15 protein-coding genes and 1 tRNA gene are annotated in these 13,780 nt (G+C 50.1%); 7 read left to right on the top strand and 9 right to left on the bottom strand.

Features of this window, described 5'->3' with window-relative positions; genetic code table 11:
* The first annotated feature begins 2 nt into the window (after positions 1 to 2).
* Positions 3 to 2,684: a pyruvate, phosphate dikinase gene (gene ppdK, locus AB1K62_RS03345; protein ID WP_367001234.1), complete on the top strand. Its 2,682-nt coding sequence runs from the start codon at positions 3 to 5 to the stop codon at positions 2,682 to 2,684.
* Positions 2,685 to 2,745: 61 nt separating this feature from the next.
* Positions 2,746 to 2,822 (top strand) — tRNA-Arg (locus tag AB1K62_RS03350).
* 247 nt (positions 2,823 to 3,069) lie between these two features.
* On the opposite strand, the gene AB1K62_RS03355 is transcribed toward AB1K62_RS03350, so the two are convergent.
* On the bottom strand, positions 3,070 to 3,681 hold the full coding sequence (locus tag AB1K62_RS03355; protein WP_367001235.1) for an outer membrane beta-barrel protein: 612 nt from the start codon (positions 3,679 to 3,681) through the stop codon (positions 3,070 to 3,072).
* A gap of 381 nt (positions 3,682 to 4,062) precedes the next feature.
* On the opposite strand from AB1K62_RS03355, the gene AB1K62_RS03360 reads away from it, so the two are divergent.
* Positions 4,063 to 4,491 (top strand): DUF4168 domain-containing protein, encoded by a 429-nt coding sequence (locus tag AB1K62_RS03360; protein WP_367001238.1) that lies wholly within the window; start codon positions 4,063 to 4,065, stop codon positions 4,489 to 4,491.
* Between the two features lie 217 nt (positions 4,492 to 4,708).
* On the top strand, positions 4,709 to 5,329 hold the full coding sequence (folE, locus tag AB1K62_RS03365) for a GTP cyclohydrolase I FolE (protein WP_367001240.1): 621 nt from the start codon (positions 4,709 to 4,711) through the stop codon (positions 5,327 to 5,329).
* 1 nt (position 5,330) lies between these two features.
* Here the strand turns inward: folE and AB1K62_RS03370 are convergent, their stop codons facing one another.
* The 7 genes from AB1K62_RS03370 to AB1K62_RS03400 form a co-directional block, all read right to left on the bottom strand.
* Positions 5,331 to 5,987 (bottom strand): Fe2+-dependent dioxygenase, encoded by a 657-nt coding sequence (locus AB1K62_RS03370; RefSeq protein ID WP_367001244.1) that lies wholly within the window; start codon positions 5,985 to 5,987, stop codon positions 5,331 to 5,333.
* A complete protein-coding gene (locus tag AB1K62_RS03375; RefSeq protein ID WP_367001246.1) occupies positions 5,971 to 7,038 on the bottom strand; it encodes a hypothetical protein in 1,068 nt (355 codons plus the stop codon). Before AB1K62_RS03375 ends, AB1K62_RS03370 begins: the two co-directional genes overlap by 17 nt.
* Positions 7,039 to 7,127: 89 nt before the next feature.
* On the bottom strand, positions 7,128 to 7,781 hold the full coding sequence (rplI, locus tag AB1K62_RS03380) for a 50S ribosomal protein L9 (RefSeq protein ID WP_367001248.1): 654 nt from the start codon (positions 7,779 to 7,781) through the stop codon (positions 7,128 to 7,130).
* Positions 7,782 to 7,792: 11 nt separating this feature from the next.
* A complete protein-coding gene (rpsR, locus tag AB1K62_RS03385; RefSeq protein WP_108810187.1) occupies positions 7,793 to 8,017 on the bottom strand; it encodes a 30S ribosomal protein S18 in 225 nt (74 codons plus the stop codon).
* Positions 8,018 to 8,038: 21 nt separating this feature from the next.
* Entirely contained in the window at positions 8,039 to 8,419 is a 381-nt protein-coding gene (gene rpsF, locus AB1K62_RS03390) for a 30S ribosomal protein S6 (RefSeq protein ID WP_367001250.1), read from the bottom strand.
* 297 nt (positions 8,420 to 8,716) lie between these two features.
* On the bottom strand, positions 8,717 to 9,982 hold the full coding sequence (locus tag AB1K62_RS03395) for an acyl-CoA dehydrogenase family protein (protein ID WP_367001251.1): 1,266 nt from the start codon (positions 9,980 to 9,982) through the stop codon (positions 8,717 to 8,719).
* Between the two features lies 1 nt (position 9,983).
* Positions 9,984 to 11,384, bottom strand: coding sequence for a phosphotransferase family protein (locus tag AB1K62_RS03400; RefSeq protein WP_367001253.1), 1,401 nt, complete (start codon positions 11,382 to 11,384; stop codon positions 9,984 to 9,986).
* Between the two features lie 134 nt (positions 11,385 to 11,518).
* Between AB1K62_RS03400 and fabD the strand changes: the two genes are divergently transcribed.
* Both fabD and fabG read left to right on the top strand, forming a co-directional pair.
* The gene (gene fabD / locus AB1K62_RS03405) at positions 11,519 to 12,454 is read left to right on the top strand and encodes an ACP S-malonyltransferase (protein ID WP_367001256.1); all 936 of its coding nucleotides are present in this window, start codon (positions 11,519 to 11,521) and stop codon (positions 12,452 to 12,454) included.
* Positions 12,455 to 12,511: 57 nt separating this feature from the next.
* The gene (gene fabG / locus AB1K62_RS03410) at positions 12,512 to 13,255 is read left to right on the top strand and encodes a 3-oxoacyl-[acyl-carrier-protein] reductase (protein WP_367001258.1); all 744 of its coding nucleotides are present in this window, start codon (positions 12,512 to 12,514) and stop codon (positions 13,253 to 13,255) included.
* Here fabG and AB1K62_RS03415 read toward each other — a convergent pair.
* Positions 13,252 to 13,398 carry a hypothetical protein gene (locus AB1K62_RS03415; protein ID WP_367001260.1) on the bottom strand — a complete coding sequence of 49 codons (147 nt, stop codon included), beginning with the start codon at positions 13,396 to 13,398 and terminating at the stop codon, positions 13,252 to 13,254. The genes fabG and AB1K62_RS03415 overlap by 4 nt on opposite strands.
* A 97-nt stretch (positions 13,399 to 13,495) precedes the next feature.
* Between AB1K62_RS03415 and AB1K62_RS03420 the strand changes: the two genes are divergently transcribed.
* On the top strand, positions 13,496 to 13,732 hold the full coding sequence (locus AB1K62_RS03420) for an acyl carrier protein (RefSeq protein WP_367002052.1): 237 nt from the start codon (positions 13,496 to 13,498) through the stop codon (positions 13,730 to 13,732).
* Positions 13,733 to 13,780: the final 48 nt, after the last annotated feature.

Below are 13,780 nucleotides of genomic sequence, written 5' to 3' on the forward strand. Positions count from 1 at the left end.
AAATGACCCAATATGTATATCGTTTTGGCGGTGGTATGGACGCGGATGGAGCGCCATCTGATAAGACCGAGGCCCGCAATCTTTTGGGCGGGAAAGGTGCCAATCTTGCCGAAATGGCGAATATCGGACTTCCGGTTCCTCCTGGGTTTACGATCTCCACCGAGATGTGCACCCGCTTTATGCAGGACAATGGCGTCTATCCGGAGAGCCTGACCGCGGAAGTCACGCAGGGCGTGGCGCATATTGAAGCTGTGACTGGCAAGAAATTTGGCAATGCAGCCGATCCTCTGCTTGTATCGGTGCGCTCTGGTGCGCGCGCTTCTATGCCTGGCATGATGGACACGGTGCTTAATCTTGGCCTGAACGACGAAACCGTTGAAGGGCTGGCTAAAACCTCCGGTGACGAGCGTTTCGCGTGGGACAGCTACCGCCGCTTCATCCAGATGTATTCCGATGTGGTGCTGCAACTGGACCATGATGCTTTTGAAGAAGCATTGGAAATTGCCAAGGAAGATAATGGCTTTTTCACGGATACCGAGATGGAATCTCAACATTGGAAGGCGCTGGTCACGGAATATAAAGGCCTTGTCGAAGAACAATGGGGCAAGCCATTTCCGCAGGATGTGAATGATCAGCTTTGGGGCGCGGTCAGCGCTGTATTCGGTAGCTGGCAGGCCGAGCGGGCGAAAGTATATCGCCGGCTTAACGATATTCCCGCCGAATGGGGCACCGCCGTCAATGTGCAGGCGATGGTTTTCGGCAATATGGGCGAAACATCGGCAACCGGTGTTGCTTTTACGCGCAACCCGTCAACCGGCGACAGCGCTTATTATGGCGAATGGCTTATCAATGCACAGGGCGAAGATGTCGTCGCCGGTATCCGCACCCCGCAATATCTGTCCAAAGCCGCGCGTGAGGAAGCCAATGCGAAGCCGCTTTCGATGGAAGAGGCCATGCCGGAAACTTATGGAGAACTTACTAAAGTTTTCGACCTTCTCGAGCGTCATTACCGCGATATGCAGGATATTGAATTTACGGTAGAGCGCGGCAAACTGTGGATGTTGCAGACCCGCTCGGGCAAGCGGACTGCAAAGGCAGCACTGAAAATCGCTGTGGATATGGCGGGGGACGGCCTTATTACCGAAGAGGAAGCGGTCGCCCGGGTTGATCCGATGGCGCTTGACCAGTTGCTCCACCCCACGCTTGATCCCGAAGCAAAGCGTGATGTTCTGACAACAGGATTACCGGCCTCTCCGGGGGCGGCTTGCGGCATAGTTGTTTTTGATTCCGATACTGCTGAACGGCGGACGGAAATGGGTGATGACGTCATATTGGTGCGGGTAGAAACCTCGCCAGAGGATATTCACGGTATGCACGCTGCCAAGGGCATATTAACGGCACGTGGCGGCATGACGTCACATGCGGCTGTGGTTGCGCGTGGCATGGGGCGGCCTTGTGTCTCCGGTGCTGGCAGCCTCAGCATCAATAAAGAGACAAAGCTGCTGAAAATCGGTGATCGCGAACTGAGAGAAGGCGATGTCCTGACGATTGACGGTAGCAATGGTCAGGTGATGGCCGGGCGGGTGAAAACGATTCAGCCCGAACTGGTTGGAGATTTTGCTATCCTGATGGATTGGGCCGATAAAGTCCGCCGTCTGGGTGTTCGCACCAATGCTGAAACCCCGCTCGATTGCAAGATAGCACGGGACTTTGGCGCAGAAGGTATTGGCCTTTGCCGGACCGAGCATATGTTTTTTGACAGTTCACGGATTACTGCCGTGCGCCAGATGATTCTGGCCTCCGACGAAGCGGGCAGGCGCGAGGCTTTGGCCAAATTATTGCCGGAGCAGCGTGAAGATTTCCGCCAGATTTTTGAAGTCATGGTTGGCTTGCCGGTAACTATCCGTCTGCTTGATCCGCCGCTACACGAATTTTTGCCTCATAATCAGTCGGAGTTTGAGGAAGTAGCCGATGCAGCGGGTGTAGGTGTCGAGACATTGAAACAGCGCGCAAATGAATTGCATGAATTCAACCCGATGCTGGGCCATCGTGGTTGCCGTTTGGGCGTTACCTATCCCGAAATCTACGAGATGCAGGCCCGCGCTATATTTGAGGCTGCGTGCGACGTCGCGCAAGCCAGCGGCGAGGCTCCGATTCCCGAAGTGATGATTCCGCTGGTCGCTACCGAGCGCGAACTGGAATTGATGAAAATTGTGGTCAATCGCATGGCTGAAGAGGTTTTTGCAGAAAAAGGACGTCGGATAGAATATCTGGTCGGCACCATGATCGAATTGCCACGAGCAGCTCTAATGGCCGGAAAAATTGCCGAACATGGCGAGTTTTTCAGTTTCGGCACCAACGACCTTACCCAAACCACTTTGGGCGTGTCACGTGACGATGCTGGCCGTTTTCTAACCCAATATGTCGATAAAGGCATTTTCCCGCGCGATCCGTTTGTCAGCATTGACATTGACGGCGTTGGTCAGTTGATTGAACTGGCTGCTGAACGCGGCAGAGCCACGCGCAATAATATAAAACTGGGCATTTGCGGCGAGCATGGCGGTGATCCGGCATCAATTGCCTTTTGTGAAAAAACAGGTTTGGACTATGTTAGTGCATCGCCATATCGCGTTCCGATAGCCCGGCTTGCAGCAGCACAGGCGGCACTTACAAAAAACCTTTAGAAAAACATATAAAATGGCTTGCCAGATAAGACTTCACCTCCTATCTGACGGCCTTCAGTACGCGCCCGTAGCTCAGCTGGATAGAGTACTTGACTACGAATCAAGGGGTCGGGAGTTCGAATCTTCCCGGGCGCGCCATTTTCCCTTAGATTGTTTTCCCACGCAGCCTTATTACAGATGCGGTTTTCCTGCATCTAATGGTGCAGACAGAGCAAGGGTAACTCATTGTCATAGCATTTAACGCTTTTGCCAACTTGCCTACAGGCTATCACAAGCAATTATCAGATTCGTTGACGGGCTTGGCCGAAAACTAAAAAGCCGGAGACAATGATTGTCCCCGGCCGATTCGTTACGCAGGATTTAACCCTGCATTGGGTTGCGATGTTTAGAAACGCAATCCTGCCATTACAACGCCCTGGTGGCGCGAAGTGTCAATATTTGGAAGCAATCCATTTGTGGAATATGAACCATAATCGGAATAACGATATTCCAAGCGCACGAACATATTCTTTGCGGAAGCCTCTAAACCGCCACCGACGCGAAAACCGTCCAATTCATCAGAATAGGAAGTGATCAATTCAGCATCATCATAATGCAATTTTGCTTTGGCGTTTGTATATCCGCCTTTCACATATACCATTGCGTTAGGATCAAACTGATACCCAATACGTGCTCCGGCATAAAGATCGCGTCCGGCATTCAAACGTGCTTCGTCGCCCTCAACCAGAATATCTTTGGTAGAATATCCTACGGCGGACTCTGTATATTCAGCTTCGGCACCGACGATAACGCCGCCCAGGTTCATATCATAACCGATAACGCCACCATAAACAGTGCCATTATCGTCGCCTTTTTGACCGGCTACTTCCTGTTCAACGCTATCAAAGCCAAGGACGCCGCCTACATAAGGTCCGGTGAATGGGGTCGCGTCCTGAGCAAGTGCTGGGGCCGATACGCAAGCCGCTATTGCTGCTAAAACTAAAACGCATTTTTTCATAAAAAATCCTCGTTGTATAAGTTGGGGGAAATTGCCTTAATCAAGGCGAGGGAGCGGCTAGGCTTTGTACATTCCATTGTCACGGACAGAAGCGCTCAGTTCATCGCTTTGCTTCAAGGTGTTGTAAAATTACAGCAATCTGTCTGGGTCAGCCATGCAACGGGATTAGCCATCGCGTTGAACTTCTGGTCTGACCGGATTTATGTGGATCGCTATTATTTCCAGAATGCCTGACTATTCTGTAATATGCCAATATAGCTGATGCTTAAAATATCCATGCGAGTTATCACTGCATCTTACATGAAAAACGGTCTGTCCGATTGGCCTTAACAGAACGCTTCCTATGACTATCTGTATCTCTCAAGTTTAAGGAGAAATTATATGAAGATCACTTCCATTTTTGCTGCTAGCTCGCTCTTTGTAGCTGGTGCCGCAGTGGCTCAAGACACCGCACCTGCCGCAGCCGATAATCAGGCTCAATCTGCAACATCAGCCACTGAAGCACCCCAGGCCGCCGAAGCAACGCCTACCACGAATTCTGCCAGTGTGACCGATAGCGAAGTTGATCTTTTCGCTCTTGCAGCCATGAAAGTCGAAAAAATTGCCGCTGACGAGACTTTGGACCAGACGCAAAAGCAGGCATCTATGTCTTCTGCTGTGCAGGATACCGGCCTTGCACCACAGCGGTTCAATGAAATTGCTATCGCTCTACAAACAGATCAGGCTTTGAACGAGCGGGTTCAATTGGCAGCGGCAAAGCATGCACAGCCTGTAGAAGCAGCAGAGCCAGCTGAGGCAAGCTCTGAGTAAACAGAGTTTCTATTCGGAAACGGAGGGGGTGTAACTAACATCCCCTCCTTCGAAATTTTCTTATAGCCCGCTGAAAAGCTGACAAATCTTCTTGGGCATGTGCGACCTTTTACCATCAGCATATTGACGATATAATCTCAGCCGCCCTTGCGCTGAGCTACGGGTGTGCTTAATCTATTGCTATTGTATATTTGCTCCACCCGTAAAGGATTATTTGTTGGCTGACTATTCTGACACTTTTGAAGATGCTCTCGCTGCGCGGGAGGCCTCTAAACTTCCCGTGCCGGATGATGTGCAGGATGCTATAAAAACTTTGTTGCGTTGGGCCGGTGAAGATCCAGAGCGCGAAGGACTTCGGGATACTCCAAAACGGGTAGCGCGTGCGTGGAAAGAATATTGCGAAGGATATGAAGAAAATCCTGCGATCCATTTGGCCCGCACTTTCGAAGAAGTCGGAGGCTATGACGAGCTAGTCCTGCTTAAAGACATTCCGTTCCATTCGCATTGCGAACATCATATGGCACCTATCATTGGAAAGGCGAGTATCGCCTATATGCCAACCGACCGCGTTGTCGGCATTTCGAAACTGGCACGCGTACTCCACGGCTTTGCAAGGCGTTTACAGGTGCAGGAGCGTTTAACCGCTGAAGTTGCCGAATGCATTTGGGATAATTTGAAACCGCAAGGGGTAGCGGTGGTGATTGAAGCCAGCCATAGCTGTATGACTGCGCGCGGTGTGCGGACTCCAGGTGTCGGTATGACGACGAGCAGGCTCTTGGGATGTTTTCTGGATGATTCACGCAGCCGGAAAGAAGTTCTCAGCCTTATGGGTTATTAGGTTAATCGATCCACATACGCATGAGGTTATACTGCACAGCCTGCATACGGGTGTAATTTTCATATTTCATATTTAACCCCTCCAGAGCGGCGACTTCATTTAATTCATATAGCAGGTTGCGTTTCATTACGTCGGCAATCTTGCTTTGAATAAAGGTGATGGCCACCATCCTTTCCCCTTTGGATATTGGTTCAACTTCATGCAAAGTGTGGGAAGGGTATACAATTCCAGCACCAGCCAGTCCCTTGAAGCGCATTCCTGCTTCGCCTTGTGTAACATGTAATGCGCCGCCTTGATAATCATCAGGATCATTGAGGAAAATTGTGCAGCTTAGGTCCGATCTAATAGGACCGTCTGCTAGTGAAATAATCGCACTGTCCGCATGTAGGCCATAATGCATGCCCGGTTGGTAACGGGTGATAAGCGGCGGTGCGACCCGTTCGGGAAAAGCAAAGTCGTTAAATTCCCGATTTGACATCAATGCATCATGCAGGAGCTTGGAAGTCTTGTTATATGCTTCCATATCATGAAGCTGGAGATTGTTTTTTACTTTAGAATGGGGGTTGCTGATTTTCCCATCCACAAATTTCCCCGTTTGGGCAATAGACTTGATTTCATTGATCTGGCTTTGGTCCAGTATTTTAAGCTGTTTGAACATTATTTTCCGTTTCATCAATCCATTGCATGGCTTGGGTTACCAAAGGAAACTCTGCTGCAATAGTATCGGCCCATCGCAGTGCTGCAAGAATATCGGCGGCATGATTGCGGTTCGCTTGTTCCAATAATTCTTTTCGCAGGTTTGGACTATAATCATGTTCGGGTGCTTTGGAATAGGTTGCCATGATTGGGCCTGAGACCAATTCATCCGCTTTATTATCGGAAAGTTTATGCCCGAAATGCCTTGCGGCCTTCACTAAATTTTCGGTTGGATTTTGGAGGAATGATTCAAAATTCATCCACATTATATTGGCGGAAGAGCTTGCTTTGTGCGCTGCGAAAATTGTGACCAGTTCGCAAATCCAGCTCATGGCGACACGCTGGGCCAATGATAATTCCCACAAGCGGGCAGGCGGGTTGCCGAGATGGCGGGTCAGCCTTTTTAGCCGGGCGCCAGCCATGGCGTGGGTTTCCTGAACCGAGGCTTCACCAGCCAATATCGTAGGGATATAGCGATCTAAGGGCGCGTATAATATCATCGCATCTGTTGAGCCCGTCAATAATTGGGGCGCTAGTTCGCTGACAAAGCTGCTTGCTTTGACCATTACCCGTTGATCTGCATGGAAAGTTCGCGATAACCAGCGGATAACTTCGGAAAAGCGATATTTATAAACGTCCGGTGACCAAGGGCTCTCGGGCTCATCGCGGATTTGCGAGATTTCGCACAAAGTTCTTAGTAATTGCGGCTCCCGTAGTGCGAGAACCGTATCAATCTCTCCCAACAGCCGTGAGAGCAATGTCGATCCAACATGTCCGGTGTGAAATATATATTGGGGAGGATCGGCTTTGGCGACGGATAATTGAGAAACTTCTGACCACGGGACAAACTGTCGTCGCAATTGCGGTGTGACAATGCGCTGGTCAAGAAAGCTGGCTTTACGATAATCTTCTTCGGTCAGACGGGATAATAATATCTGATCGGTCGGAAGATCGACCAAATGCGGCAAGAGGCCGGCATCCTGAATGTATAGATTTTGCCAGCTATTGGTCAATATGGCCTCATCCCAATGAAAAAGCCCGAAAGCGGGTTGTTACCATCTGTAACGCACCAGCCTCGGGCTTTTCAATCATTTACTGACAATTATGCTTTGTCTTCGGTGCTTTCCTCAGACTCTTCGGATTCTGCTGTCTCAACAGCTTCCGCTTCACCTTCCAGCTCAGCTTTTAACTCTTCGTCACCTTCTTCACCATCTTCGATGACTTCAAGAGCTGCAGCAGCCAATTCAGCCTGCTCTTCTTCGAACATCTGGGCGATCACGTCGATGCCGTCTTTCTGCAACTCCGCTTCATCATCGGAACGGGCCACGTTGACCTGTACGGTGACAGAAACTTCGGGATGCAGGCGGATACGAACGTCGAAAACGCCAAGTGTCTTGATTGGTTTTTCGAGGATCACCATGCTTTTTTCAACATTGGCACCATCGGCATTCAGTGACTCAACAATGTCACGAACCGAAACCGAACCATAAAGCTGGCCGCTGGCCGAAGATGCGCGAATCAGAACGATCTGTTTGCCATCAACATTGCCGGAGGCTTTCTCAGCTTCCTTACGCTTTGCTTCATTGTCTGCTTCAATTTGTGCACGGTTGGCTTCAAAAACCTTTTTATTGGCTTCGTTAGCGCGCAATGCTTTTTTATTGGGCAGCAGGAAGTTACGGGCATAGCCGTTCTTCACGGTAACAACGTCACCAATTCCACCCAGCTTTTCTACTCGTTCGAGCAAAATAATATCCATGTCTCTTGCTCCTATTTCACGAGGTAAGGCAGCAGGCCGAGATGGCGAGCGCGTTTGATTGCTTTGGACAATTCACGCTGTTTTTTCGCGGAAACTGCGGTGATACGACTTGGTACGATTTTGCCACGTTCGGAAATATATCCTTGCAGCATCTTTACATCTTTATAGTCGATTGGCTGTGCATTTTTGCCGGAAAAGGGGCAGCTTTTGCGGCGACGGAAAAATGGACGTCCCATATTATTTACTCCTTCTCTAGCTTAACTGTCGGCGCGTTCACGGCGAGGGCGATCTCCGCCGCCACGGCGCGTGTCACGGTCAGGCTTACGCATCATTACTGACGGGCCTTCTTCATGCTCATCCACGCGGATGGTCAGAAACCGGATAATATCTTCGTTGATACGGATTTGACGCTCAAGCTCCGCAACCACGTTGGTTGGCGCATCGAGACGCAACATCACATAATGGGCTTTGCGGTTTTTCTGAATCTTGTAAGCCAGCGTACGCAGACCCCAGGTTTCAGTCAAAACGACTTTGCCTTCATTGGCTTCAACAATTTTAGTAGCTTCCTGGGCCAGTGCATCGACTTGAGACTGGCTCAAATCCTGACGCGCGAGGAAGACATGCTCATACATAGGCATGTAGTATTTCCTTCATGTTACCGATCGCTGACGCCGCACCATGCAGACACGCCCCTCCGGCTTTCTGTAATTTCCGCGCCTGTCGAGACAAATCCCTGTCGTAACAAATGATTGTGCCGAATGACGTGGAAGCGGCGCCTATGAAGGATTTTTCTCGTGAATGCAAGTGGTAGTCCGGGGAAGTCTGAATATTACGAACTATAAGCACGGAAATATGGCTGCAATTGAGGCGCGTTTATCCATTTTTGATGCAAACCATATAAAGCAACTGGCCAAAATCACCGGCCAAAGCCATGCTCATTTGATAAATTTGAACATATGTCCGCCTATTTTACGCATCTGGATTTCCTCTGCTCCTTCGGTAATACGGTAACGGCGGTGATGGCGGTAAATATGCTCAAAAGGTTTATGGCGGGAATAACCGATACCACCATGGACCTGCATTGCGCGGTCAGCGGCGTCACAGCACAGACGGTTAGCGCGATAGTTACACATGGAAACTTGCGCTGACAAATATTTGGCAACGTCTACCTTTGCCATTTCGTCCATTTGTGATGCTGTTTTATATATAAGCTGACGCAGCATTGCCGCTTCGGTATGTAGCTCTACCAGCGGAAATTGTATCGCTTGATTGACTGCAAGCGGTTTGCCGAACGGTTTGCGGGTTTGAGCATATTTAACCGCTTCGTCGATGCAATATTGCGCTGCACCAAGAGAGGATGCAGCCTGACGAATACGGTTCTCATGGACAAAATGCTGAGCGGCAGAAAGTCCATTATCGAGATCGCCCAAAATCGCGTCTGCGGGTATCCAGACATTTGTATAGGAGCATTTCGGGTGATCTGTGGGCATATTGAACGTCCACATATATTCACCAACTTCAAAGCCTTCGGCATCAACAGGGACAATAAAGCAGCCAATACCCCGTGCATCGCCATCTTTGCCGCTGTGCCGGGCAAAGGTCATCACATGGGTGGCGACATGCAGGCCCGTGGTCCACATTTTATTGCCATTTATCAACCAGCCGTCCACGCCATCACGTTTTTCCGGTTTGGCCGTCGTGTCCATCCACGTAGCGTCAGAGCCATGCTCTTCCTCGGTCAAGCCAAAACACCATCTCATCTCCCCTTTCAGCATCGCGGGGATATATTCCTGTTTCTGTTGCTCGGTACCAAAATCACGGAGCATCAACGGCTGAACAAGATTGCCGACGATCGAGTTTTCATTCTGAAGATCATTGTGCAGGCCAAGGCCTTTGTGCGCCAGATGTTCGCGGATTCGCGCCATGCCCAGATTGGTTCCGTCCTGACCACCAAATTCCTTTGGCAGGGCGTAGCGAAAGTGCCCTGCCGCATCGGCAGCGCGGCGCATTTCACCGAGCAAATCCTCCCATTCTTTTGTCGGAAGGCCCTGATTATCCCAATCAGTCCGGCTATTCTCCCGGCGATGATCGAAAAAGCGGATATTGTCATCACGCTGTTCAATCGGCTTGATCTCGGTTTCGATAAAATCGTCAAGGACGCTAAGATAGTCTTCAATCTCTTGGGGAATGTCAAAACTCATGTCATTGGCTCCATTTGCTGAGTGCGACCTTCAGACCCGCATATTTGGGCTGGTCAATAGTAAGACGTTCGAGGGCAGAGAGCCTGAGATGGTCCCACAGGCCAGGATATTGTGCGTCTATATCTCCTTGTGAAAGCCGCGTGCAGAGCTGTCCATGGTCAAATCCAATAGCGGCTAATCGTTCTTTCGCAGCAGCCTGAAAACGGGGACCATAGCTGGCCTGTCGCCGCGCGATGCCAAGTGCGTTGCCCGCAACTTTGGACTGAAAACGGTCATGGCCTTTCAGGTCGGGCTGCACAATTTCCTGATTCCATTCGCCCAGTGCGGTAAGCAATTCGTCATAGACGATTTCTCCCCGATTTGCAGGCAGGGCAGGAGGATGCCAATCAAGCGGCGTGCATGTTTCGGGGGGTAAAATTTCTTCAAATAGCAATGCGAGGTCAATCTCTACTTCCGAAACCCGGCGGCCGATGACCGTGCGCTCCAATGATCTGTCGCCGTGACTGCGCCAGATTTCACCCATGACCAAACATGTGACGCCCCACCAGAGCGTTGAGTAAATAAGCCAGAAACGGAAGCGGTCAGGATCAACAGCTTTGCCGCTATGGCGAGCATAGGCAGTCAAAAGAGCTTCTGCACTATCAAATCCGCCTGCGACCTTCTTATAATGGCCGAAACGCCAGCTAGGTGTGCACAGATAGGCAAGATCGTGCACTGGGTCGCCTAGTCTCGCAAGCTCCCAATCCAGCACAGCCGATATGCCTGATGGCACGATCATCAGATTGCCCATCCGGAAATCGCCGTGGACCAGTGTTTTTATATGATCTGATGGTATGTTTTCCCTCAACCAGCGAAAAGCATATTCATAAATGGGAATGGCGCCGCCAATCTCGTCATATTTGTCTTTTTGCTTTCCAATCAGTTCCAGTGGTGGCAAATATTCCAGATTATCGGGTAAATCCTCAAGTTCAATATTGTGGATATTCCAGAGTTCAGCCGCACATTGGTCGGTCAGCTTACTTTCGGCTTCAGCATATTCAGGGTTGCCGAGAATTTTGTGGGGAAGAGTTTCCCCGTCCGCCTTTTCCATTACGAATCCTTCGCCAAGGCCGTCTTCTGGTGTCAGGCGAGCGCGAACAATCGGTGCTGTCACTCCCGAACATACTGCAAGATCAATAATATCTGCCTGAGTCGCTAGCGGAATACCACTCAGGCCTTCATCATCGGAAGAGATACCGACGGGCAATCTGCGGAGCACAAACTCTTCACCGCCATATTCAAAGGCCCAGCTTTCCATACTGGCTCCGCCAGATAAGCGCCGTAAACCGGAGGGCGCGCTACCAGATCCTAATATTCTGTTACAAAAATCGGAAAGTTTCTGCTCGGAAAGTGATTGATCCATTGCAAGAGTTTAATCGGTCAATTAAAGTTTGGCAATCCCGCATCCGCAAGCTATTTGGGCAGCAAGGCTTGCAAGCAGGGTCATTCCCTTTTAGCTGCGGCATCTACAGATCAATAAATCGGTAAAGGATCGACATGAGGGCATTTATTTTTCCGGGGCAGGGCAGTCAGGCGGTTGGCATGGGCAAAGCACTGGCCGAGTCCAGCAGCACAGCGCGCGAAGTGTTTCAGGAAGTCGATCACGCACTGGAACAAAATCTGTTCAAGCTGATGTGCGAAGGCCCGGAGGACGAGCTTACCCTTACCGAAAATGCACAACCGGCAATCATGGCCAACGCAATTGCAACATTACGGGTCATGGAAAAAGAAGGCGGAAAGTCGCTTGAAGATCTTTGCACTTATGTCGCGGGGCACAGCCTGGGGGAATATACAGCACTATGTGCTGCCGGAGCATTTGACCTGACAACGACGGCGCAATTGCTGAAATTACGCGGTCAATCCATGCAAAAAGCTGTGCCTGTGGGTGAAGGCGGCATGGCGGCGTTGCTGGGCGCGGATAAAAAGAAAGCCTCCAGCTTAGCAAATTCTGCGGCTCAAGGTGATGTCTGCACTATCGCCAATGATAATGACCCGACACAAGTGGTCATATCAGGACATATGGCTGCAATAGAACGCGCGATCGCCTTGGTAAAAGAGCATGAGATAAAACGCGGTATTCTTCTGCCGGTTTCCGCGCCGTTTCATTGTTCGTTGATGCAGCCAGCGGCGGAGGCCATGGAAGAGGCGCTGGATGAGGCAAATATTCTGCCGCCTTCGGTTCCGCTTTTTGCCAATGTTACTGCTGATATGGTTAGTGACACCGATGAAATACGACGGTTGCTGGTTGATCAGGTGACGGGAACTGTCCGCTGGCGCGAATCTGTAATCAATCTTTCCGAAGCGGGTGTAGAGCAATTTGTCGAATTTGGCGGTAAAGTGCTTGGCGGCATGGTAAAGCGGATTAATAAAGAAGTCGAAACGAAGAGCCTGATCTCAAGGGACGATATCGACAGCTTTTTGGCTTCTATTTAGCCATTCTCTCCAACTATCTTCTGACTTTCTATTCTGATTTTATAGACAGGAACAAAAATGTTTGATCTCACAGGAATGACCGCGCTGGTAACGGGTGCATCCGGCGGAATTGGTTCTGCCATTGCCAAATCATTAGCCGGTCGCGGCGCAACAGTAGCTTTGTCCGGCACACGCAAGCTCGCGCTGACAGAAATGATTTCGGAACTGGAAGGCGACGGGCATGTCATTGCTCCGTGCGACCTTTCCGATGCCCAGCAAGTGGATGAACTTGTTCCTGATGTGATTAAAAAGCTCGGCAAGCTTGATATATTGGTCAATAACGCCGGAATTACACGCGATGGTTTGATCATGCGGATGTCCGATGAAGACTGGTCTGATGTGATGAATGTCAACCTGGAATCCGCTTTCCGCCTTGTCCGCGCCGCGACACGTCCCATGATGAAAGCACGTCACGGACGGATAATTTCGATCACTTCGGTGGTCGGGGCTACCGGCAATCCGGGGCAGGTTAATTATGTCGCCTCCAAAGCCGGTTTGGTCGGCATGTCCAAAGCATTGGCTCAAGAAGTCGCTTCGCGTGGTATAACCGTGAACTGTGTAGCGCCCGGGTTTATTGCCACGCCGATGACCGACGCGCTGACCGACGCGCAAAAAGATGAAATCAATCGCAAGATTCCTGCTGGGAAAATGGGAACAGGCGATGATATTGGCGCTGCCGTTACCTATCTTGCCAGTAACGAGGCATCCTATGTCACAGGCCAAACCCTGCATGTTAATGGCGGAATGGCAATGATTAGCTAAGCAGGCTTAATCATCTGTAATTCAGGAATAGTCAGTGAATATTCGGGTCTTACTGCCCCTGCCTGTTTGCTTTTGCCGATAGCCGCCAGTATGGCGGGGTTGGTAAATGAAAATATCTGATAGTGGCACGTGCCATCATTCATATTATATGATGCACAAAGCTGCGCGTCCCCTCTTGCAAGCAGGGCTTCATGCCAGTAGGACAAAATGGAAATTAATATCAAAGAAGAAGGAACTCTCATGAGTGAGACTGCAGACCGCGTAAAAAAGATTGTTGTTGAACACCTTGGCGTAGAAGCCGACAAAGTGACCGAAGAGGCAGCATTCATCGATGATCTGGGCGCTGACAGCCTCGATATTGTTGAGCTGGTAATGGCTTTCGAAGAAGAATTCAGCGTTGAAATTCCTGACGATGCAGCGGAAAAAATCGCTACTGTTAAAGATGCGATTGATTTCATAAATAAAAACAAAGGTTAATTGATTTTGGAATGCGGCCCCTATGAAAGGCAGCATTCCGGGGCCAAT

Origin of the sequence: Parasphingorhabdus sp. JC815, assembly GCF_040717415.1 — a bacterium.
Taxonomy (GTDB): Bacteria; Pseudomonadota; Alphaproteobacteria; order Sphingomonadales; family Sphingomonadaceae; genus Parasphingorhabdus.